17 protein-coding genes are annotated in these 23,304 nt (G+C 44.0%); 4 read left to right on the forward strand and 13 right to left on the reverse strand.

Annotated elements, in window-relative coordinates:
- Positions 1-89: 89 nt before the first annotated feature.
- The 9 genes from BG260_RS00075 to BG260_RS00115 all read right to left on the reverse strand — a co-directional run bounded on the left by BG260_RS00075 (position 90) and on the right by BG260_RS00115 (position 10,863).
- Positions 90-1,337 (reverse strand): efflux RND transporter periplasmic adaptor subunit, encoded by a 1,248-nt coding sequence (locus tag BG260_RS00075; protein ID WP_069129904.1) that lies wholly within the window; start codon positions 1,335-1,337, stop codon positions 90-92.
- Between the two features lie 17 nt (positions 1,338-1,354).
- Positions 1,355-5,713, reverse strand: coding sequence for a CusA/CzcA family heavy metal efflux RND transporter (locus BG260_RS00080; RefSeq protein ID WP_069129905.1), 4,359 nt, complete (start codon positions 5,711-5,713; stop codon positions 1,355-1,357).
- A gap of 128 nt (positions 5,714-5,841) precedes the next feature.
- Entirely contained in the window at positions 5,842-6,282 is a 441-nt protein-coding gene (locus tag BG260_RS00085; RefSeq protein ID WP_069129906.1) for a hypothetical protein, read from the reverse strand.
- Between the two features lie 134 nt (positions 6,283-6,416).
- Positions 6,417-6,764, reverse strand: coding sequence for a DUF5615 family PIN-like protein (locus BG260_RS00090; RefSeq protein WP_069129907.1), 348 nt, complete (start codon positions 6,762-6,764; stop codon positions 6,417-6,419).
- Entirely contained in the window at positions 6,761-6,985 is a 225-nt protein-coding gene (locus BG260_RS00095; protein ID WP_069129908.1) for a DUF433 domain-containing protein, read from the reverse strand. The genes BG260_RS00090 and BG260_RS00095 overlap by 4 nt, the downstream gene beginning before the upstream one ends.
- A gap of 228 nt (positions 6,986-7,213) precedes the next feature.
- Positions 7,214-9,217, reverse strand: coding sequence for an InlB B-repeat-containing protein (locus tag BG260_RS00100; RefSeq protein ID WP_069129909.1), 2,004 nt, complete (start codon positions 9,215-9,217; stop codon positions 7,214-7,216).
- Between the two features lie 181 nt (positions 9,218-9,398).
- Positions 9,399-10,103: a hypothetical protein gene (locus BG260_RS00105; RefSeq protein ID WP_141691484.1), complete on the reverse strand. Its 705-nt coding sequence runs from the start codon at positions 10,101-10,103 to the stop codon at positions 9,399-9,401.
- Between the two features lie 25 nt (positions 10,104-10,128).
- Complete coding sequence (locus tag BG260_RS00110) at positions 10,129-10,413, reverse strand: hypothetical protein (protein ID WP_069129911.1); 285 nt, start codon at positions 10,411-10,413, stop codon at positions 10,129-10,131.
- Positions 10,414-10,434: 21 nt separating this feature from the next.
- Positions 10,435-10,863 (reverse strand): hypothetical protein, encoded by a 429-nt coding sequence (locus BG260_RS00115; RefSeq protein WP_069129912.1) that lies wholly within the window; start codon positions 10,861-10,863, stop codon positions 10,435-10,437.
- Positions 10,864-11,025: 162 nt separating this feature from the next.
- On the opposite strand from BG260_RS00115, the gene BG260_RS14090 reads away from it, so the two are divergent.
- Entirely contained in the window at positions 11,026-11,187 is a 162-nt protein-coding gene (locus BG260_RS14090) for a hypothetical protein (protein WP_176719389.1), read from the forward strand.
- Between the two features lie 182 nt (positions 11,188-11,369).
- Here BG260_RS14090 and BG260_RS00120 read toward each other — a convergent pair whose 3' ends face one another.
- The 3 genes from BG260_RS00120 to BG260_RS00130 all read right to left on the reverse strand — a co-directional run bounded on the left by BG260_RS00120 (position 11,370) and on the right by BG260_RS00130 (position 16,345).
- On the reverse strand, positions 11,370-11,966 hold the full coding sequence (locus tag BG260_RS00120) for a hypothetical protein (protein ID WP_141691485.1): 597 nt from the start codon (positions 11,964-11,966) through the stop codon (positions 11,370-11,372).
- Between the two features lie 440 nt (positions 11,967-12,406).
- On the reverse strand, positions 12,407-14,833 hold the full coding sequence (priA, locus tag BG260_RS00125; protein ID WP_069129914.1) for a replication restart helicase PriA: 2,427 nt from the start codon (positions 14,831-14,833) through the stop codon (positions 12,407-12,409).
- Between the two features lie 459 nt (positions 14,834-15,292).
- Positions 15,293-16,345, reverse strand: coding sequence for a S1 family peptidase (locus BG260_RS00130; protein WP_176719390.1), 1,053 nt, complete (start codon positions 16,343-16,345; stop codon positions 15,293-15,295).
- Between the two features lie 212 nt (positions 16,346-16,557).
- Here BG260_RS00130 and pulA point away from each other — a divergent pair, with 212 nt between their 5' ends.
- Positions 16,558-19,416 (forward strand): pullulanase-type alpha-1,6-glucosidase, encoded by a 2,859-nt coding sequence (gene pulA / locus BG260_RS00135; RefSeq protein WP_069129916.1) that lies wholly within the window; start codon positions 16,558-16,560, stop codon positions 19,414-19,416.
- 308 nt (positions 19,417-19,724) lie between these two features.
- On the forward strand, positions 19,725-20,309 hold the full coding sequence (locus BG260_RS00140; RefSeq protein WP_069129917.1) for a DJ-1/PfpI family protein: 585 nt from the start codon (positions 19,725-19,727) through the stop codon (positions 20,307-20,309).
- Positions 20,310-20,494: 185 nt separating this feature from the next.
- Here BG260_RS00140 and asd read toward each other — a convergent pair whose 3' ends face one another.
- On the reverse strand, positions 20,495-21,556 hold the full coding sequence (gene asd / locus BG260_RS00145) for an aspartate-semialdehyde dehydrogenase (RefSeq protein ID WP_069130024.1): 1,062 nt from the start codon (positions 21,554-21,556) through the stop codon (positions 20,495-20,497).
- Positions 21,557-21,817: 261 nt separating this feature from the next.
- On the opposite strand from asd, the gene BG260_RS00150 reads away from it, so the two are divergent.
- Entirely contained in the window at positions 21,818-23,275 is a 1,458-nt protein-coding gene (locus tag BG260_RS00150) for a glycine--tRNA ligase (RefSeq protein WP_069129918.1), read from the forward strand.
- Positions 23,276-23,304 lie beyond the last annotated feature (29 nt).

Raw genomic sequence — 23,304 nt, forward strand, 5'->3', positions numbered from 1 at the left:
TGGGATAGTAGGGTAAAAAACCTGTCAGGTTTCAAGGTTTGTTCGCTGATAACGGATTGCCCAGGCAGCAACCTGACAGGTTTCGTGGATCAATGTTCGTGTCCGCCTTCTCCTTTCTTCATTTCGGCCAGCAGGTAATATGCGCCTTTGGTTACAAAGCGGATATCTTCCGGAAGGGGTTCAAAGAACCGGACTTCCGTGTACCCGCCATCGTTTATACCCGGGCGGACCATAATCACTTCAAATTCCATCTCTTCCTCTTCATGGGCGTGGCCATGATCCTCTTCTGTCTGATCGGGTGTATCTGCCTCATGAAGAGCAAAAACCAGATATTCATCCCCATTGCGGACAACAGCATCTTCCGGAAGTACCATTGACTGAGTAGTCCCGGTTACGATTCGGCCTTCCACAAACATGCCCGGTAAAAGGCCATCTTGTCGTTCTTCAATTTCGGCATGTACTCTTACCGCTCTTGGGTTATCCTCAAAAGCTTTGCCCACCGAGAATATTCGCGCCCGGTAAAATTGGTCATTGGGTTGATTAGTGTACTTGAATAGTACTTCCTGATCCACACGTACTCTATGAATATCCTTTTCATACACTAACAGATCGATGTGAATATGCTCATTATCCACGATTTCAAAAAGGTCTATAGTGGGATCGGCATATTGACCAATGCTGGTTTCGATCACACGCACAAATCCTCCGATAGGGGCTTTCAATTGAATACTTTCCGCTATTTCAGCTTCTAATACTTTTTCTGGATCCAGATTCAGCATTCTTAACTTCGATTGCAGTGATTGCATATCTGCCAGTGCTGATTCATACTCGGAACGAGCAAGCTGAAGTTCTCTTTGAGAACCGATTTCATCATTTACAAGGCGTTCTTTTCTTCGAAAATCTGTTTCCAGGTACCCGATTTGTCGAGCCGTTTTGCGGTATTCGGCTTGCATTTCAGAAAATAGGGGATTTACCAAATCAGCCAGCACATCACCTTCATTAACAGAGTCTCCCTCTCGCACGTAAATGTTCTTGACGATTCCACCCAAAACCGCACTTATTTTGGCCTGATTTTGGGGAGGTAGCTCAAGAAAACCGTTGGTTTTAATGGTCCCGCTTAGTGGTAATGATTCCAATGTACCGAATTCGATTCCGGCAGTTTCTATCTGAAGACCGGTCAGGTGCACGGATTCTTCTTCAGCGTGTTCATCTTCACCTCCTGCTTCAGATATCTCGTTAGATTTAGTTTCATTTCCATTGGCGTGATCATTCGAGCAGCTTGAAAATGTAAAGCCGAGGGTAAGTAAAAGTGCAAATAAATAAATTGTTAGTTTCATAGTTTTATAATCTGATGTTAATGAGTTTCCTGGAAATAATTGAGTTCAATAATGGCCTCATTCAGGCTCAATACTACTTTTTGATAGGTTTGTTCGATCCTCACAGCTTGATTTAAATACTGGGTAAACACGGTATAACTGATGCTTCCCTCTTCATACTGCCGTGTTGCGGATCGTTGGATCTCAGCCGCATCGTGCTCTCGCCTGATCTTATAAAGTTCATATTGACGCCACCATTTATCAAGGTTTTGCTGTGCCTCTTCATATCGGCTATCCAGATTTAGTTGAAGCGTCTGAAAATTGGCTTCGGCGATGCCTTCTTCAATGCGGCTTGCTTTAACTCGTTGGCGCTGGGGACCAAACCAAAGGGGAATTCGAATGCCGACTTCCCAGGCGTAAAATCCATCAGAACCATTTACTCGCTGCCGTTTATACCCTCCGTAAATATTTGGCCAGAACCGCGAACGTTCGATGGCGGTTTCTTTTTCTTTGACTTCCACTAAACTTTGCCCGGTTTCCAGTAATGGATGAGAGGCAGCTATCGAATCATCTTGAGCGCCTGTTATATTCAACGGCTCATAATGATCATCCGACGGAGATAATGGGAGATCTGTCATTATCAGGTTTTGAAGCCGTCGTTCAGCAATGGAAACATTAGCTTTTGCTTCCTCCAGTTTGGCCTGCACTTCGTCATATAATGACTGAGCACTAATCCGCTCCAACCGGTCAATGTCACCGGTTTCATATCGGATTTCTGCTGCCCGGGAAAAGTCGCGGTAGGTTTCGGCAAGCCGTTCCTGCACCTCCAGAATCGACAGGCTGTATCGCCATTGCTGCCATGCCAATCGAACCTCTTTTCGTAGTTCTGCGCGTGATAATGAGAATCGATTACGGGCCAGATCTGTGCGTGCACGTCCGGCCTGTTGCTTTCGGACGGATATCAACGGAAATTCCAATTCTTGTTCAATCCCGAAATTTTCAATGCCGCTATTGCCATTTCCTGCTTCTTCCTGAGACATGTACAGCCGGGTGGCAAAAGGTTCAAATGCAGTTCGCGAAAGGGCCGCTTCTCTGTCAATGGTCAATTCACTTGCTCGAAGCTCGGGATAACGCTCAAGAGCCATCTCCACAGCCTGTTCCTGATGAAGTGTAAGCGTAGAGTCGGCATTGGTTTTTTGTGCTAAAATAGGAGTAGCTGTACCAACAAAAAGCAAGACAATTGTAGTAGCAACTACGGGTTTAAAGTTCCAGCTCCACGAACGATTTTCTACCAAACTGTATAATACAGGTAGCACAATCAGGGTAAGCAGTGTGGCCGTAATCAAACCGCCAATCACTACAGTAGCCAATGGACGCTGTACTTCGGCTCCGGCGGCTGCGGAAAGTGCCATTGGTAAAAATCCAAACAAGTCAGTAGCCGCTGTAAGCAGGACAGGCCTTAAACGCTGACGAGTACCCATCAGAATCTGTCGATTCACATCAGAAATACCGGCTTTTTTTAGTTCATTGAAAAAACTGATGAGAATAATTCCGTTGAGTACGGCAATTCCAAAGAGCACGATAAATCCAACTCCCGCAGAGATACTAAAGGGCATACCCCGCAGCCATAAGGCAAATACCCCCCCAATGGTGGCTAGCGGAATGGCTGTAAAAACCAAAAGGGCCTGTTTTATCGACTTCAGGGAGAAGTAGAGCAGGATAAAAATCAAGGCAAGTGATAGCGGTACTGCAAATAACAAGCGTGTCTGGGCACGTTGCAAATTTTCAAACTGTCCTCCGTAGGTAATGTTATATCCCGTCGGTAGATTCAATTCACGCTCCAGATTTTGCTGGATTTCTTGTACCAGCGATTGTACATCCTGGCTACCTGCATTCACACCAATTACAATTCTACGACGCGTATTATCCCTGGAAATTTGTGCGGGGCCGTCTTCATAGCTGAATTCGACCATTTCTTGAAGCGGAATCTGATCTCCGTCATAAGCTATAGCGTAAAGATTTCGGATAGATTCAAGGTCACTTACATGAGGTTCGGCCAAACGAACCACAAGATCAAACCGTCGTTCTCCCTCATAAATAACACCCGCCTTACCTCCCGCATAAGCGCTTTGAATCAGGTCATTAACCGTTTCAATGTCTACGCCGTATCGAGCCATCTGGTTGCGGTTATACTTCACTTTTAGCTGTGGTAGCCCGGTGGTTTGCTCCAGATTGATATCTGATGCACCGGGTAGTTGGCTAATAATCGTACGAGCCTGTTCGCCAAGATCAGCAAGAATTTGTAGGTCTTCCCCATAAATTTTTACAGCGATATCTTCACGGATTCCTGTCATCAGTTCATTAAAACGCATTTCAATGGGTTGTGAAATAGCAATTTCAATTCCAGGTAGCTGAGTGAGAGTAACACGTATTTTATCCAGGAGTTCTTCTTTAGTGTCCGCACTTACCCATTCATCTTTGTCTTTTAAAATGACAAACATATCCGACATCTCCAGTGACATTGGATCGGTAGGAATTTCTCCCGTTCCGGTTCTGGATACTACCTCAGTTATCTCCGGAAATTCATCCAATAGCATTTGCTCCATTTTGGTATTGTTATCGATGACTCTACTCAGAGAGGTTCCGGGTTTTGTAATGGGGTGAATAGCTAAATCTCCTTCGTCAAGCTGGGGTATAAATTCTCCACCCATACGACTGTATATGAATAAGCTTGTGACCAAGAGTAATACAGCACTTCCGACAACCAAACCTTTATTGCGAAGTGCTGAAATTATTAAGGGACGATATATTCGGTAGGTCATAAAGTCCATAAGGTTCTGCGAAAACTTAAGTTCGCCCTGACCTCCGGGTTTAAGAAAAAGCGCCGATGCAGCGGGTACATAGGTAAGACAGAGCAGAATGGCTCCGATCATTGCAAAAGCGAAAGTTAAAGCCATGGGTTGAAACATTTTTCCTTCAACTCCGGTGAGTGTAAGAATGGGTACAAATACGATTAAGATAATTAACTGACCAAAGAAGGCTGAACTCATCATTCGTCCGCCCGATTCTATGGCCAAATCATCGATACGTTTGGATAGGTTTCTCCCTTTCAATTTTTGGAGTTCCGGTTTTTGAGAGCTGATCAAATAAGCGGTAAACTCCACTATAATGACTGCACCATCAATAATAATTCCAAAGTCAATGGCCCCGAGGCTCATAAGGTTAGCGGTAATCCCAAATGTATTCATCATTCCAATAGCAAAAAGCATAGCCAAAGGGATCACTGAAGCTACAATCAGACCAGATCGAATATTTCCCAAGAGAAGTACGAGGAAAAAGATAACAATCAATGCTCCCAAGATGAGATTTTCTGAAACCGTAGAAGTGGTTTTATTAATAAGTTTCGTTCGGTCAATAAACGGTTCTATGGACACTCCCTCAGGCAGAGACTGCTGAATTTCTGTAATGCGTTCTTTTACATTTTTAACAACCTGATCGGAATTCTGACCTTTCAGCATTAATACCTGTCCACCAACAGCTTCCCCTTCACCGTTCCGGGTCATAGCTCCATAGCGTACGGCATGACCAAACTGAACGTCTGCGATATCCCCAATCAAAACCGGAATCTTATTTTGGGTATCCACCACTATTTTTTTAAGATCATCGGTATTTTCGGCCAATCCCTCACCGCGAATGAAGATTGCTTCCGGGCCTTTTTCTACATAGCTGCCCCCAACATTGCGATTATTACGTTCCAGCGCCTCCATAACATCGGAGAACGTCAAGTTCATGCTCCGTAGTTTTTCCGGGTTTACGGCTACCTCGTACTGCTTTACTTTCCCTCCAGTACTGTTGATTTCCACTACACCGGGAACACCTGCAAGCTGGCGTTTGACAATCCAGTCCTGGATCGTGCGAAGGTCTGTAATGTCGTATTCATCTTTAAGAGCATCATCTACCACAAGTGTATACTGGTAAATTTCTCCTAATCCGGTAGTTATAGGCATAAGTTCAGGCGAACCAAAGGCTTCGGGAATATTGGCTCTTGCCGCTTCCAGTTGTTCGCTGACTAACTGGCGAGGATTATAGGTACCCATATCATCTTCAAAGACAATTGTAACAACAGAAAGGCCCATTTTTGAAACGGAACGCATTTCTTTTACGCCAGGCAGATTTGCCATAGCAAGTTCTACAGGGTAGGTAACAAACTGCTCCACCTCCTGTGTGGCCAGGGTTGGGGTAGTGGTAACGACGCGTACCTGGTTATCGGTGATATCCGGTACGGCATCAATGGAAAGTTGGGTTAGAGACCATGCGCCCCAGCCTATCCAGGCCAGCATAAACAAACTGACAATCAATTTATTGCGCACGGAATAGCGGATGATATTCTCAATCATATCTATTCGTTTAAGGTTAAAAAATGTTGGGAGACGGATTAGAGACCGTATGATTCTCGGGGCTGTTCTATCCGGGATAAAAAATGAATGGGCAGTGTTTTATACTGCCTGAAAAGGAAAGGCGGGTATCAAATAAGCAGGCGGGTAACGCGAAGTACTTTAAGCGAAGCCTTTGGAGGAGGTAAAAATCTTTCTAAAAGGGTAACTGAACCTCTTTCTGATTGGAAAGTTGTAGTAAAAAGAAGTTTAGGAATGGGAATATATTCTATTTGATGGTCAACTTCTTTTTTGGTCTTTACCCAAAAATCATCGTAGCAGCAGGAGCTGTGAAAAGAGTGATATTCATGTTCTTCGTCCTTCGTTAGGTGATTTGGGTCAAGATCTTTGTGATGATCCATGACCAGTTCGTAACAACCTTCATCCGCATTGTAGATGAAGAATATCTGGTGTGATTCACCCATAGCGGCAACTTGCATGGGAACCGCTAAAACAAGTAGTGCCCATGAAAAGGAGAATGAGCCAAGTGCCAACTTAAGAATCGGGTTGATATGTGAACGAATGAATTTCATCAGGTGTGAAGATAAGGAAAAACTGTTAAAGTTAAATTGCGCGATTAAGTGGGCATAACGGCTCAGGGCTTAAGCGGCGAGGCAATCAACTTTAAATGAGGCAAAATCGTAAACTCGTCCGCTTGAAGCCCTTGTTAACCTTCTTTATCGCTGATTTCAACGACATTCTCACCGCTTTGAAGCAACTCTATAGCTTTACGTAAGGCAGATGATAAAATTTCTCTCATCCTGGCGTTAGAAGTGTTGCCACATGTAACCCAGATAAGCTTAGGCGGCGTACCCCTTTGTTCAATAAGCTGTATGAAATCGTCGTCTTTACTCATGACAATCACATTTGCTTTCTTTGCCTCTTCAAAAATCTCAGGATCTGTTGCATCACGAAGACCAAGAGAACGAACCGACTCTGCTTCTATATCATCAAAGGTGCGGTTAATCCACGCTGCTATTGCTGGTGAGAGCTGTGCATCAATCCAAAGTTTCATGCCGCAACGATCGGGTGATCAATTTTCCCACGGGCATACTTGATGGAAGCTTCAATATCTTCTTTTTCCAAATCAGACAATTCTTCCAAAATCTGCTCATGACTGAGACCGGCTGCAAGCAGATCCAATACGTCAACGACACGGATTCTCATGCCCCTTATGCATGGCCTTCCACCACATTGATCGGGATTGGTAGTAATGCGTTTTCTCCAGTCTTTCATTTTGGTAAAATTTTGTTGAACTCTATTGAAATCTACTTAAAACACGGCAGATATCATAGATTGAGGAAAAGGAGGTTAACGACCTTGCGCATAAGCTGCACGCGAATGAACGTTGAATTAGCAACTAACGAAAGACGAGACTCAAAACCAAGAGGGGCAAAGAATTGGCGATGCGTGTCCGCTTAATGCGCGGGTTAGGTTGCTGGCTAAACATTGATTTAAGCTATACTACTCCCAGAATAGAGCTGGATAGTTTTCGGTGGTAACCCAAATTTCTGTCCAGTCGAACTCGGTCATATTATCTTCTGCTGAATTCCCAGTCATTTCAGAAGTTGTAAGACCTGTAGTGCCATCTGATACTCCTCTACCTATACCTTCATTTTGGTTAGAGTTTTCTTTATCCCAATAGCTTCCATTAATAGTAGAACCATTAGTGCCAACTAGACCACCAATATCCGTGTTTCCTAAAACTTGACCTATAGAATAAGAATTTGAAATTGTTCCATCATCCATATTTATGCCTGCTAAACCACCAACTTCTTCATCACCTTCAACCTTACCAAGAGCATAAGAGTTTTCAATTGATGAATTAAGGCCATTTTGGCCAACTAAACCACCAATTTTATTCTGCATGCCTATTACATTCCCGCTAGCAAAGGAGCTAATTATATCTCCTCTTTGATTCATTCCAACTAAACCACCAACCCTTTCTTTACCGTGTACACGCCCTGTTGCATACGAATTCTCAATGTTTCCATCATTCCATCCAGCTAATCCACCAACTGAATATCCACCACTTTCATGGTTTTCGCCTATGTTTTCAACATTTCCTTTTGCATATGAATCTATAATGGAACCTGTATTGCTGCCAATTAGACCACCTGTTCGTCCATATCTACCATCAGCTTTTACAGAAACATCAGCTGAAGAATTAAGAATTTCCCCACCAAATTGAGAACCAACTAAGCCACCAGTTTCTGTACCAGAACTGGAAACTGTACCACTGGCATGAGAATTTTCAATACTCCCTCTTGAATAACCAGCTAAAGCACCAACATTTCGATTATTACTGTGAATCGTGCCATTTAAGGAAATATTTGAAATTGAACTAAAATTTCTACCAACTAAACCACCAACAAAACTGTCTCCCATAACATCAATATTAGTAATATTAATATTCTCAATATTACCATCTTCTGTATACCCAAATAAGCCTACGTTTTCTTGATTAAGCCTATTTATATAAAGATTAGAAATATTAAAATCGTCACCGTCATAAGACCCAGTAAATTTAACGACTTCATCACCTATTGGGTTAAAACCTTTGCCGTCATTCCAATTTTCTGTTGCACTAGCATCAATATTATTGATTTGTACGAAATGATCATTTGTATATTCATTAATGGATTGCAACTGTTCAACAGTTGAAACCTGGAATGGATTTGCTTCTGACCCATTCCCCCCTGCAAATATAGAATGTGTAAATAATGCGTCAATATTAATCGTACTGTCAATTGAAACAGTTATAGGATTGTTGGTTGATGTAGTATCACCATCCCAAGATTCAAACTCCCAGTCTGATGAACTTGGCTCAGCCAATAATTCAACTTCAGTTCCATATTCATATTCTTCCTGATCTGGTGTAACAGCAACAGAACCTTCACCTGATACCTCAATTGAAAGGGGATAAGTAGCAACTTCAAATACCGCCGTTACTTCTTTTGGGTTATCAATTGTTATTTGAGATGGATTTTCGGTTCCACTAAGATCTCCTTGCCACTCTACAAACTCATATCCTTCTTGTGGCTCTGCTGTTAATTCTACTACGGTTCCATGGTCATATTCTGTAGATTTCTGTTGAACAATTCTTTCATTTACAGATCCTTCTCCTTCTTTATTAATCGTTAGTTCATAGCTTTTTATTTCAAAATTTGCTGTAATATTATAATCCTGATCAACAGTTAGCGAGTGTGGATTGTCGGTAGATTCAATATCTCCTGACCATTCTGTAAAAACATATCCATCATTTGGATTGGCTTGTAGTTCAATTTCTTCTCCCTCTTCATAATCATCTTCAGCAGAGGGGGATATTGAACCTGCTTCAGATGGTGATATATCAACAGATACTGAATAAGTGGTAGTATCTTCATTATTGGGACCAGTTCCACTGTCGCTGCATGAAATGATTGATATGCTAAACAAAAGAATAAAGGCAAATAGTAGCTGTCTCATCTAAATATTTTCTTTCTTGAAAATTTGCACCCGTTCAGAAGGTAAACCTTGTGTAGTAGTTAAGCAACCTAACGGTTCTCGGTTTGTGCTGCCGGGCGACCAACACTTAAGTAGGATGAGAATCCTGAACCGGTCAGCACGAAACCGTTGTTATGCAATCTTTTAGGGGGTTTTGAGCAAGTTATTTAAACTCGATCTTTTGAAGTTCCGATAAGAACTGTTCGTCTTCATTTCCAACTGCATTCTGAGGTTCAAAAGTCACCATCCAAACATATACATTGCCTTTGTATTCAAAAGCTACAGCATTCCAAGTTGCTTTTCTTGGAGTATCTGCATCTAGCTTTACGTAAGTTCCTGAAACATTCGCTATTTGAACTTCTCTTTCAATAAGAACATTATGCCCGCGAGTAAATCCTCTCAATATTGTTGCTGTCGGGTTTTCAACTTCAGGTAAATTTTCATATACAATTGAAGCATAATTTAAATGTGAATTGTTGGGAGAATAAACATAATTCGCCATTATGATATCCCCTCCCATATTTTGTTTTGTTTCATTTGGAGTTCCTGGAAAAGGTAATATTACATCATAAACTTGGAATCCATCTTCAATAATATTGTACTCATTAAAGTCAGTAGCATTTATTGCAAATATGGAAGCAATTAGAAGTAATGGCAATTTACTTTTTAGTCCTTTACTATTTTCATGAGTATTATCGCTTACATCTGAAGTTTGCTGTTTTTCATCCTCATCTTCTTTTGATTTTTTTGAAAACGCACTCAAAAAAATAAGAGCAGGAATCACCATCCAAGGTCCATCAAGCCCTATAGCAACCATTATAGGGACAAGAAGTAAACCTGTAATTAGTTTTGGGTAGTTTATATTCATGATTTTTAGATTTACAGGTGTTTGTTTAAGAAGCAAGGTTTCCAATAAGGTTCAAAAATCCTATAAGTAACCAAGCTACAAGAAATGTCCATTTAAAGGATGTTTTATCGAATGACCCTCCAAATATTTTGTAAACTCCCCCCACAATGAAGGATAGAATAGCAGGTATGGCTAATAAAGCAAGAAGGTATCCCAAAAGTGAAGCGATTGCCATATCGAATGTTGTTTGTTGAAAATGTTTAAGGTTCACAAAAAATGAGAAGGCCAAACTCAAAAGAATGATTACAATCCAAAATTTATTTGTTTTCATAACTGAATTAATTGTTTTGATTTACTGACAATCAGATGGATGGACTTCAACTGATCCAATTTCATTTCCATCAAGAGAAAAATAAGTGTACTTGAGAGTATGATGAGATCTTAATTCTTTGATCTTATCATCATTGCAAACATTTGAAGAAATGTAATTTCGAGCCATTTCCATATAAAATTCTCTTGAAAACTCGTCAAATGTAAAACCCTCAGTATTTAAATCGGTATGGTACCAAGTAAAAGTACCGAGAGTGCTATTATCACCAGTACTAAAAGAAACGCTGTCCTGACTTATTCCGTCAATAACCTTTGGTAATTCTAAGTTCAGGTTCTTTGCAACATCAAAGTTATTACGAATTGCGGCCTTTTCTCCCAACAGTCCACCCACATATCTCGAAAGCAAGATCAAAAGAATTACAATACCCCAAAATTTAATAGCGTTCTTCATTCCTCTTAATTAATGGAAAACTGCCAACGATTAAAAGTTGCATAACGACTTTGCGCGTAACCTGCGCCACCAAAGGACACAAAACTAAAACACTAATTCGAGTGGCGTCAGAGTTGACGCGCTTGTTATTTGACGAACTAACCAAAAGCAAAGAATAAGATTATGGAAAACTATAAAATAGCTGAAATGCTAAAAGATAAAATTTATAATGTTGAAGAAAGCAGAAAATCAGAAAACCCGAATGACAGAATAAGCACAGTTCATTTATCGCCAGAAGTATTTTTGAAAATGGCTTATCTGTTTGTAGGCATTCACGGCAAATAACGATTTGGCAAATAAGCGGCGCGGCTAAGTAATTGAATGTAAGCAACTAAAAGCAAACGCGTCCGCTTAATTTGCTTTGTTATATGGCGATTTATTTCAGTCTATGTTAATACTATATAGTATTGATCCCATTTTAAGTTTGAGAGGTGAAAATGTACGATTACAAAAACAGAAACACCCAATTAGTTAACAGGTAAGAGCATTCCTTCTTTGTCCGTTACAAATACAGAAGTATAGTCACCATCTTCCTGAAATTTAGCTTTCAGGGTGTCCCTTCGAATAGAAAAGCGAACATAATTGACCTCTCCTTGGCGCCTTGCTAACATTATACCTGGCAGTCCAATTTCTGAAGGTAATTTAGTAATAGGTTCAAGTCTTCTTTCTCGATCGATACGAAAATGCCGATGATTAATTAATACATCATAACAATCTCCACCTTTTTCACAGCCACTCAATTGAAGATATAGGTTGTTTTGATCATCGAAACCAACAAAGTGTCCCGAAAATGATTCCCATGTTGCATCATTCGCTGATAATTCTGCTAACAGCCGGGACACTCGGTCTTTCGCATGCACTTCGTATACTTTTACTTCCTGACTTAAAATTCGGGGTACTCCTCCGTTAGGAAAAGTGTTTAAAAATCCAGTTGGACTGCGAAATACCTTAGACTCCACCAGCACATATGCTGTGTAAGTGTCTCCCGATCTAACAACCTGATCAATCACCACTCGACGTTCCTCGGGGCTGTAGGTACAGGCCGAGATACCAAAGTAGATCACTGTTAAGAGGATTACCCGGACCAACCCTTGTTTAGTTTGATATTCAATTATCATTTAAGAGCCTCCAAAAGTACGCGAAGGTTTAAAATTCCAGTGTTTATTGAATTAGAATTAGGCCATATAACATCTATTTCCCGGCATATTTTAGATAGTGCCTTTGTCCGATAATAATCCAATAATACTATCAAAGCAAATAAACACAAGGTTTTGTCCGAATAATATTTATCGGCAAGATCAGAATGTCCGAATAAAACGCCGATAAAAATCAATGTAGTGTAGATAAAAGATTTCAACCCATAGAAAGGCAAGCGATATGGATTATTAAGGTTAATCTTACATAAACGTTACGACAGGTTGAAAGAGTAACAGCTCCCCAATCTCACCTCTCAAGTCTCAAATCGCATATCTCAAATCTCACATCTAAAATCTCATCTCTGCCTCTACTCCACCGCATCCACATCCACATTAATGCGAACCGCGCCGGCCCCTTTCGGCTTGATGGTATCGTACTTTTTGAAGATGGTATCCAGTAGCTTCTCAATCGCCGCAGCATTGTACTTTCGGTCCAGTTTGATGTTGGCTTCCCACCGATGCTGGCCGTTCATCCACTCAATCACCGAAGGGGATGGGCCCATCACCGGATTTTCACCGACCACCATTCTCATGGCATCACAAAATTTATCGGCTACCTGTTGAACTTTACTCCATGAGGGGCTCTTAAACTGAAAAACAATCATCCGCGAATAGGGTGGAAACATCAGCATCTCACGCTGATGGAGCTCATGGCGGGCAAACGTCCTAAAGTCGTGCGTTCTAGCATATCGAATGGCCGGATGCTCCGGTTTCCAGGTCTGAACATACACCACTCCCGGTTTTTCCGCACGGCCGGCACGGCCTGCCACCTGGCTCAGCAACTGATACATCCGTTCGCCTGCCCGGAAGGATGGGAACGCCAGCTCGGTATCGGCATTGATGACACCAACAACCGTTACATTTGGGAAATCGAGGCCTTTCGCCACAATCTGCGTCCCGATCAGAATATCCGCCTCACCCGATAGAAACTGATCATAAATCTTCTGATGGCCGTCTCTGCCTGACGTGGTATCCATGTCCATCCGTAGCAGCCGGGCCTGAGGAAACAGCTCCTGAACCTGCTCTTCGACCTGCTGGGTTCCGCTTCCTTTGGTTTTCAAATTGGTGGAACCGCACATCTCACAGCGGCTGTCGGCACGGCGGGAATAGCCGCTGTAATGATCCAATAAAATATTCTTTCTCTTGTGATAGGTCAGGCTGGTTGAACTCTCCGGGCTTTCGGGGATATGCCCGCAATCTTCGCACTGCATAAATGAGGCAAATCCGCGCCGGTTGTAAAGAAATATCACCTGCTCTTTTCGGTCAAGTGCTTTTTGAGTCTCTTCATACAGCTCCACGGTCAGAGGTCCGCGCATGGCCGACTTATACTCTTTCATATTTAAAATGATCACTTCCGGCATGGTGCCGGTGGGGCGCATCGGAAGATGAAGCAGTGTGTGTTTCTCCTCTTTCACGGCCTGAACCGAAACCATTCCCGGTGTGGCCGATCCCAGAATGGTTACCGCTCCTTCCATATGAGCCCGCATGATGGCCACATCCCGGGCGTGATAGCGCGGCGCCGGATCGTGCTGTTTGTAGGAGTTGTCGTGCTCCTCGTCCACCACAATCAGCCCAAGATTTTCGACCGGTGCAAAAACCGCCGAGCGGGGACCGATGGCAATTCGTTTCTCACCCGATTTCAAACTCTGCCACGCCTCATACTTCTCCCGCTCATTCAAACGGCTGTGGAGAACCGCAATCTGATCTCCGAATATCTGGTAAAATCGTTTCACGGTTTGAGGAGTGAGCGCAATTTCCGGAACCAACACCAGTCCGCCCCGCCCCTGCTCCAGTGTGTGCTTCAGCGCGTGGATATAGACTTCCGTTTTGCCCGATCCGGTTACGCCAAATAGTAAAAAGCTCTTGAACTCTTTCGAGTCGAGCGCGTCACGGATCTGATCAAACGCATCCTCCTGTTCTCCCATCAGCCGGTTCAGCTTATCAGGCTCAAATTCACCTTTATAAATCTCCTCACCCTTCACCGGCAGATCCACCGATTCAATCCACCCCTCCTTTTCGATTCGGTTGAGGGAGTAATTTGTAAACAGCTCATCCATCTCCTTCAGATCGATGTTTGGAATCGGCAGATCCAGAGTCGTTAACTTCTCAAAAGCTTGAACCCATTTGGTCTCTCGTTCTTTCTCGGACAATTCTTCCAAAATAGAGTTTGGCTCAATTCCATCTTTGATCTGCCAATGCTTCACTTTCCTGAAATCCACTTTCTGCCGGGGTTCTTCCCAAATGGAGATCCAGCCGTGTTGCAGGGCTTTTTTAAAAAATGTTTTACCCTTGCCGTCCCGCCACCGCTTTTCGGCATCTTTCAGGGTGATGGATTTCTCCTCTATCTCCTTTAATATCGCGAGTTCTTCCTCCGTAATTTCACCTTTAAATCCTTTTTTGACCCTGAGTCTTTTTTCGGATGAAAAGTTGAGCCCAACCGGAAGCGCGGCCTGAATCGCCTCACCCCAACTACAGTAATAAAACTTGTGAATCCACCCGGTAAGTTTGAGCATCGTCTCGTTCATGATCGGCTCCGAATCCAGAATCCGCTCGATCGGTCGCGTTTCAAACTCCGGTTTTTGATCGTGCACCCGAACCACCATACCGATGGCAAATTCATTTCGGAGTGGTACCCAAACCCTCATTCCCGGCTTGATGGAGTCATCCCGGGTTTGGTAGGTAAAAACCTGCCGTACGGCGGTAGGAAAAGCTATGTCTGCAAACTGTTTTTTCATCCGGTTCACAAACTATTGATTTCAGCTGTAAAGATTGAGAGAAATTTACAATCATGATGCACCTGCCGCTGCATGGGGCATCTGTCAAATATCAGGGCGGTCTAATCTGCACTACGTACATCATATAGTAGTACCTATCTGACCGCGGGTAGCGGTCTGATGGGGAATTGGACTTTCTTGTTTGTACTTCACCTCCCAAATGAGCCGGACATGCACTTCTGCCGCAATTCATACCCGCTCCGGATGGAGCGGCAAATTTGTACAAAACCTCCGATATAACCATCCACAGCGCGCCGGAGGTGCGCTACCCTGTCTTCCGTTCTAACTGATTCGTAAAACGTACTGCTCTATCCGGAGCAGAATAAGCGCTCGACATCTGTGTACTTCACCTAACCGCTCAGAGGAAACGGAAGGAAGAGATACAATCCTTTGATGCACTAAATTCTGATCTACATCAGATCAATTATCCTGAGGCAAACGGTAGCTCCGGTCCAGACTTCTCAGAACCGATCTGTTTTGATCTAAAAACTCTCGAATTGATCTCGTAGAGATGGCTTGTGTGAGTCCATAGTCGAGACTGGCAATCTCTTTTGCCATGATCGAGCCATCATAAAATTGATAGCTAAGATCAGGATCCAGCTGCTGCTCATCAGGAACAAGATAAAATTCGCGGGTGGCAATGCCTGCATTTGACATTCCAACCCAGTCGAACGTTTTAAAATTATCCTTTGATGCTACAATAATTCCACCGCTGATTCCGCGATTGTAGAGTGCATCGGTCAGAAAATCGGCACGATCATTACGGTTTGCCTGCGTCACAATTCCGCGGGTTACCGTTTCAAATCCCTTCGGATATCCCATCACATAAATAACACTGCCCGATCGTAGATTTTCTGAATACCCCATTGGCACCTTGAGCGGATTCAGATCCTCCCCGATCTGTTCGAAGTCTCTCAGATTAATTTGAATGAGAGCCAGATCGCGAATTCTATCTTCCTGAACCAGCGAATATGGAGCCAGTGTCCGGTCTGTTAGAGCCATGTTTACATGATTTTGCTTTACGGCGATGGTTCTTACATAGGTATTTTCGGGAATTCCCGGTCCGGCTTTAAAACTGAATACCCTCTCCGGAAATTCAACGGTGTGGGCACATGTCAAAAGCATGGCTCGATCGGCTGTTTTTCCCATCACAATGGCGCTGCCTGCAGAGCTCTCCTCAACAGTCGTTTGATCCATAGCAAATTCTGCAGGATTGATGGTATCAGCTTCGGCTGAGGTCATATTTATGCCATCCTCAATCAAATATACCCTGTATCGAGCTGTAGATGTAATTCGAATAATCGATTGCTGAATACTCTCGATTTGATCAGACACATCTGCTATCGGGTAACCGGATGTGTAGAACGGATCGGTTTCAGGTAAATCATCGACGGTAACTTCATAGGTTTGGGTGCAACCGGCACCCAAACCTATAAACAGAGCAATAAGCAACCACCACACAGATCTCTTCATAAAATTAAGGGTTGAGTGAACATTCATTGTTTTGTCTACGTCGTAAATGATTAAATGTTTTTGCACGTGCAATATCAAAACAATAATTGAACCGCCGGAATTTCAATATCGGTTAAATTTGACCTTCATATGAATTGCTTATACAAGATTCACATTGCTTTCTTATTATGGGTTGAAGTAAAAAAATTATCGATTAAAGAGATCCACATTCTATGCGATTCAACTACATATCCCTTTTCATAATTATTACCGGACTGTTTTTAAGCTCTTGTACTACACCGGAACCTGCCGTTGAAATTACAACTGAGGTTAAAATTGATGGAGCCTCAGCTCACTGGGTCTCCTCCGATCTGTTGATTTGGGATCCGGTCATCAAGGACGCCGCACGATACGAAATTCTCTTTAGTGAGGATGCGGACATTACCCTGCGAACTTTCGACATTCCTTCAGGCGAATCAATCTCCATTCGGCCTGATGGAATGCTTACGGCTTACCTTGCTGACAAATTTCGACACATTTCTGATCGACCGGTTTTTAGCGTAGATGCCGACCACCAAACCGTCCGGGATGCTCTGAAGGGACAAATCATAGCGGTGGCTTTCGACTCGAATGGCATTCCGGTTTCCGCAACGCGTGTTCAAACTCATGGAGTTCTTGACGACCTTTACACCTACGACGAACAACTCGGCCCCATTTATTCCGGTGATGATCTCTCACTTAAACTCTGGGCTCCGACCGCTCAAAATGTTACTCTTTCTATTTTTGATAAAGAGAAAAACATCATAACCGAAATAGATCCTACACAGGCTCAACCCGAAAATGGCGTCTGGGAATTTGAAAACCTGATTGAATGGGACAGATATTTCTACCGCTTTAATGTTACCGTCTTTCACCCGGAGAATAACCAAATCAACACCTTTGAAGTGACCGACCCCTATTCGGTCAGTCTGTCCACCGATAGCCGATACAGCCAGTTTGTGAATCTGACAGATGATGATATCAAACCTAACGGATGGGACGAGCTAAAGAAAGAACTCCCTTTTCCTACCGACATCACACTATACGAAGCTCATATGCGTGATTTCAGCATTGCTGATCAATCCGTTCCGCAAGATCACCGCGGAACTTACATGGCATTCACACATAATGGTGAAAACGGACGGAATCTGTCTGACGCAATGGCTCATTTGAAAAGATTGAGTGATTCGGGTTTGACCCATCTTCACCTGCTTCCCATTAACGATATCGCATCCATCAAAGAGGATAAAAGTGATCGTGTTGATCTGAACGATCCATTTACCCGAATTTGTGAAGTGATCGGTACAAATGAGCAATTGACCCGGGATTGTGAAAAATATGGTAATACTCCAATTCGGGAGGTTTTTGAAGATTTAGCCGCAGATGATCCAACCACACTCGAAATTCAGAGAATTTACCGAAGCCCGGAACACAGTAATAAGTTAGCTGACTACGACGCATTCAACTGGGGATACGATCCGTTTCACTTTAACGTACCGGAAGGCAGTTACTCCACAAATCCGGAGGGTGTTCAGCGTATTCTGGAAACCCGAAACATGGTGCAGGCTCTTGATGAAATCGATCTGAACATCGTGGTGGATGTGGTGTATAACCACACGCACGCCACAGGATCCTCCCGCTTTTCCGTTCTTGATAAGGTGGTACCCGATTACTACCACAGGCTAAATCCGGATTCCGGGGATGTTGAAATGTCCACCTGCTGCCCGAACACCGCGGCAGAGTTTAATATGATGGAGAATCTGATCATCGACTCTGTACTGCTTTGGGCAAAGGAGTACAAAATCGACTCTTTCCGCTTTGACCTGATGGGACACCATCCCCGATACGTGATGGAACGCCTGACCGAAGAACTGGCTAAACTCACGCTTGAGGAAGACGGCGTGGATGGGGAGAATATCTACATCTATGGCGAGGGATGGAATTTCGGTGAAGTGGCCGACAATCGCATTTTTGACCAAGCTACTCAATTTATGATGGGCGGAACCGGAATCGGGAATTTCAACGACCGCAGCCGGGATGGTATCCGGGGCGGCAACTACACCAACAATCGCCGTGAACAGGGATTTACCAACGGGCGATATCTCTTCCCAAATGAAGATGCCGGAGATGCTGATAAGGAGCTCGCCGTTCTTCTGGATCATGCAGACCGCATTCGTGTTGGCATGACCGGAAATCTTGCCAAATATCCATATATCAACAGAAACGGAGAAAATGTGACCGGCGGCAATGAAATGATCGGTTATGCGGAACTGCCTCAGGAGTCGGTCAACTACATCGACAAGCACGACAACGAAACACTTTGGGATAATACGCAATCCAAATTGCCACACGATCTGGAAATGAGCCAACGAATCCGGGTTCATCTGCTCAGCCAGGCGATGATCAATTTCGGACAGGGAGTTCCATTCCATCAGATGGGTACAGACATCCTTAGATCAAAATCGATGGACCGGAACAGTTACGATTCCGGCGACTGGTATAATGCTATTGATTTCACCCTGGAAACAAACAACTGGGGAATTGGCCTTCCTCCCGGCTGGGACAACTCTGACCTTTGGGATGGCCAGCGGGAGTTTCTCTCCAATCCGAATATTGAGATTCAAAAAGAGCACATGGAGCTGGCTCATCAGCTATTCCGTGAGCAGCTGGAGGTCCGGTACAGCTCTCCGCTATTTAGATTGCAATCCGGTGAAGAAATAAACACACGGGTTGCCTTTCACAACACGGGCCCCGATCAGAAACCCGGCATCATTGCCATGAGTTATTCCGATGGGGTTTGTACCGGTAATGATCTCGATCCAAATCTGGACGGAATTCTCATCATCTTTAACAGCAGTTTGGATGAGCAATCGATTGAGCTAAACCTCTCCGGAATATCACTTCATCCGGTTCTGGAATCCGGCTCAGATGAAGTTGTAAAAGAGAGCCGGGTTGAAAATGGGTCATTCACTGTTCCAGGTCTTACCGCTGCTGTTTTTGTGAAAGAGCAAAATGGCGGGCAGGGAGAATTTGTGTGTAACCCGGCAGAATAGCTGGTATTCAGTCCAGACCTGTCAGGTTTCCAAAACCTGACAGGTCTTTAGGTTGAAATATTTCCTCTGCGAAAATCAGCGCTACAATCTGCCCGGAATGTTCGGGGCGAGAAAAAAATTCATACCTAAAAATCCTGACGCTTACAGGTACCGATAGCAATCGGCACGCTGTCAGGTCTTTTTCATCAATACTACCCACTGACCGAAGAAGCTACGGTCTGACAGGGGATGAGTTATAGAACGATCTCATTTTCAAACAGGTTTTTATAGTTGAACGTATCAACTAAAAATCAAAAACAAGGAGAACTATGGGAGCAAAAAAAATATTGATGATCGTCGGGGATTACGGCGAAGACCTGGAGATTATGGTGCCATTTCAGGCACTGCAAATGGTTGGCCACACGGTTCACGCCGTTTGCCCGAATAAAAAGAAAGGAGAAACCTGCCCAACTGCCGTTCACGATTTTGTGGGCGATCAAACCTATAAAGAATTAACCGGACACAATTTCACCCTCAACTACTCATTTGATGACGTAAAAGTTGAAAAGTATGACGCCTTGGTTCTGCCCGGCGGGCGTGGACCCGAATATTTGAGACTCGACAACAACGTGATTGAAATGGTCCGTCATTTTGTGGAGGAAGACAAACCGATTGCGGCCATCTGTCACGGATTGCAAATACTGGCGGCTGTAGGTGGAATTGAGGGTAGAACGCTGACTGCCTACCCGGCTTGCGGACCCGAGATGAAGCTGGCCGGTGCGAATTACAAAGATGTGGAACCTACTGAAGCCGTTCGGGATGGAAATCTGGTGACTTCACCTGCCTGGCCAGGACATCAAAAATGGCTTGCAGAATTCCTGGATGTTCTGGGAACGAAAATATCACACAATTAATAATCAATACTCCTCGTGGCACGTTTCCAAGCGGTGCCACGAGTGTTTTTAAACCACTCCAACTCCACACAGGAGGCTCCGATGGAGCCGGTTAACTACTCAGTCCGGTTGGCTAAACTAAGGCAACTCCTGACGGAGTTGAATAGTGATTGTGGTCAATAAATAAATTGAACTCTTAATTCAATTTATTTCACTTTCAAAAAGCCTTTCTGCACTAGAAGTTCAGCATTTAAAATCGCTCCGCCGGCAGCACCCCGAACCGTATTGTGAGCCATCGCAATATAGCTCACATCCATCACATGAGCCTGGCGTATTCTACCTACAGCCGTCTGCATCCCGCCGTCGCTATCCGCATGAATTCTGGGCTGTGGATGTCGGGGATCATCATGAACCTTAAGCGGAAATTTGGGTGCCGACGGAAGATTCAGATCGTGAATCGGACTTTTCCAGTTCTCCATCATCTCCCGTACTTTTGTCAATCCTGCTTTTTGTTTCAGGCTCACAGTCACAGACAAAAGATGACCGTTAATAACCGGAACGCGGGTCGCTGTTGCCTGAACCGGAAAGTCTGCATATCGAACTGCCCCATTGTGCAGTTTTCCCAAAAGCTTGAGTGGCTCCTGGCGAATCTTAGACTCTTCCCCGCCAATGAACGGAATTACATTTCCCATGATATCCAGGCTTGGAACTCCCGGATATCCGGCACCGGAAATTGCCTGCATGGACGTCACTACTACGGATTCAATTCCAAAAGCGTCGTGCAGCGGCTTTAGTGATGTGGTAAGAGGCACAGCTACACAGTTTGGGTTGGTTACAATCCAGCCTGAACCGTCATCGGTAAATCTCTGCTCATTAATCAACTCGATATGATCCGGATTGACTTCCGGAATTAACAGTGGAACGGAGGGATCTGTTCTGTAATTTTTGGCATTGCTAATCACCGGAATGCCGGCTTTAGCAAAATCTGCCTCAATATCTGTGGCCACGGACGAATCGAGCCCGGAAAAGACAAAATCGACCTCCTGAAACTTTTCTGATCTACACTCCAGAACTGTAATATTTTTAACTCGTTCCGGCATTGGAGTATTTTCAATCCAATTTGAGGCCTCTTTATACTGCTTTCCTGCAGAACGGGTTGAAGCACCTAAGGCCGTAATGGTAAACCAAGGGTGTTGATCAAGTAATCGAATAAACTTCTGACCTACGGCGCCGGTTGCGCCTAATATTCCTACTTTAAATGAATTCATGTCTGTTTTTACACTATCAATTTTCAGAAGTTCCTGAATTAGCTTCACTTAAACAAAGTAAAATTGAACAGTTAAACGATCTGAAATAGAATTACACACCAATTATCGAATAGAGCGTCTCTCACTCCAAATGCAAAGGGACTCAAAAATAAGAAATCCTGAATACAATCGATTCACGAAGGGCAAGATTTTTCATATCTTTGATACTTCGATCTGAACCAGAATTTCAAATTGAATTAACAGACTAACCATCAGAATTTTATGCCTGAAAAGAATTTAGATTCACTGGACAAAATTGTATCCCTGTCGAAAGCAAGAGGGTTTATATTTCAATCATCTGATATTTACGGCGGCCTCGCCGCGGTTTACGATTACGGGCCGCTGGGTGTTGAATTGAAACGAAATATTCAGGAAAACTGGTGGAAGTCAATGACCCAGCATCATGATAATATCGTGGGTGTGGATGCGGCCATTTTCATGCACCCGAAAGTGTGGGAGGCCAGCGGTCATGTGGAGGGATTCAACGATCCGATGATCGATGATAAGCAGTCGAAAAAAAGGTATCGGGCCGATATGCTGATCGAGCAGCACATCCACAAACTTCGGGAGAAAGGGAAAGATGACAAGGCTGATGAACTCCAGGAGCAGCTCGACACTACCGGAACCCGTAAAGGTTTGTGCGAAGACCTTTACGATATCATCATGCAGGAAGAGATTAAAGCTCCCGATTCCGGTGCCTTTGACTGGACCGAAGTACGTCAGTTCAACCTGATGTTTAAAACCCATTATGGAGCCACTTCTTCAGGCGATGAGGATGCAATTTACCTCCGTCCTGAAACGGCCCAGGGTATTTTTGTGAACTATAAAAATGTTCTCGACACCGCACGGGTTCAGATTCCATTCGGAATTGCGCAGGTCGGAAAAGCTTTCCGGAACGAAGTGGTTGCCCGGCAGTTTGTGTTTCGTATGCGCGAATTTGAGCAGATGGAGATGCAATATTTTGTAGAACCCGGAACAGATGAAGAGAATTATGATAAATGGCTCAGCAATCGAATTGAGTGGCACAAGAGCTTGGGAATTCGTGAGGAGAATCTGAGAACCGCTCCGCATCCGGAGGATAAACTTGCGCACTATGCACGTGCAGCGGCCGATATTCAGTTTAAATTCCCCATTGGCTGGCAGGAAGTTGAGGGCATCCACAACCGAACCGATTTTGACCTCTCCCGCCACCAGGAGTACTCCGGTAAAAAGATGGAGTATTACGATCAGAAACAGCAGAAGCGCTACACACCTTATGTGATCGAAACGTCCATCGGGCTGGACCGCTGCACGCTGATGGTGCTTTGTGACGCCTACCGCGAAGAAGAAGTGGATGGCGACACACGAACCGTCCTGAAACTACATCCAAAACTGGCTCCAACCAAAGTCGGAATCTTCCCGCTCATCAAAAAGCCTGAACTGCAGGAGCTGGCCAAAAAGATTGAGCACGAACTGCGGGACGAGTTTACCGTGCTGTATGACGAATCTGGATCGATCGGTAAGCGTTACCGCCGTCAGGATGAAGCCGGAACACCATTCTGTGTGACCGTCGATTTTGATGGACTGGAAGACAACACCGTAACCATCCGCTACCGCGACAACATGGAACAGGAACGGGTTTCCGTTGATAAACTGGCCGATGTTATTCACGACGGAATGAAGAGCTGGAAGCCTGAGTAATCATTTTACCGCGGAGGCGCTGAGATTCA

The organism is Rhodohalobacter halophilus (assembly GCF_001715195.1).
GTDB lineage: Bacteria > Bacteroidota > Rhodothermia > Balneolales > Balneolaceae > Rhodohalobacter > Rhodohalobacter halophilus.

Coding starts and splice junctions, on each gene's coding strand:
- BG260_RS00075 (WP_069129904.1), bottom strand. CDS start 1,337: ATGAAACTAACAATTTATTTATTTGCACTTTTACTTACCCTCGGCTTT.
- BG260_RS00080 (WP_069129905.1), bottom strand. CDS start 5,713: ATGATTGAGAATATCATCCGCTATTCCGTGCGCAATAAATTGATTGTC.
- BG260_RS00085 (WP_069129906.1), bottom strand. CDS start 6,282: ATGAAATTCATTCGTTCACATATCAACCCGATTCTTAAGTTGGCACTT.
- BG260_RS00090 (WP_069129907.1), bottom strand. CDS start 6,764: ATGAAACTTTGGATTGATGCACAGCTCTCACCAGCAATAGCAGCGTGG.
- BG260_RS00095 (WP_069129908.1), bottom strand. CDS start 6,985: ATGAAAGACTGGAGAAAACGCATTACTACCAATCCCGATCAATGTGGT.
- BG260_RS00100 (WP_069129909.1), bottom strand. CDS start 9,217: ATGAGACAGCTACTATTTGCCTTTATTCTTTTGTTTAGCATATCAATC.
- BG260_RS00105 (WP_141691484.1), bottom strand. CDS start 10,103: ATGAATATAAACTACCCAAAACTAATTACAGGTTTACTTCTTGTCCCT.
- BG260_RS00110 (WP_069129911.1), bottom strand. CDS start 10,413: ATGAAAACAAATAAATTTTGGATTGTAATCATTCTTTTGAGTTTGGCC.
- BG260_RS00115 (WP_069129912.1), bottom strand. CDS start 10,863: ATGAAGAACGCTATTAAATTTTGGGGTATTGTAATTCTTTTGATCTTG.
- BG260_RS14090 (WP_176719389.1), top strand. CDS start 11,026: ATGGAAAACTATAAAATAGCTGAAATGCTAAAAGATAAAATTTATAAT.
- priA (WP_069129914.1), bottom strand. CDS start 14,833: ATGAAAAAACAGTTTGCAGACATAGCTTTTCCTACCGCCGTACGGCAG.
- BG260_RS00130 (WP_176719390.1), bottom strand. CDS start 16,345: ATGAAGAGATCTGTGTGGTGGTTGCTTATTGCTCTGTTTATAGGTTTG.
- pulA (WP_069129916.1), top strand. CDS start 16,558: ATGCGATTCAACTACATATCCCTTTTCATAATTATTACCGGACTGTTT.
- BG260_RS00140 (WP_069129917.1), top strand. CDS start 19,725: ATGGGAGCAAAAAAAATATTGATGATCGTCGGGGATTACGGCGAAGAC.
- asd (WP_069130024.1), bottom strand. CDS start 21,556: ATGAATTCATTTAAAGTAGGAATATTAGGCGCAACCGGCGCCGTAGGT.
- BG260_RS00150 (WP_069129918.1), top strand. CDS start 21,818: ATGCCTGAAAAGAATTTAGATTCACTGGACAAAATTGTATCCCTGTCG.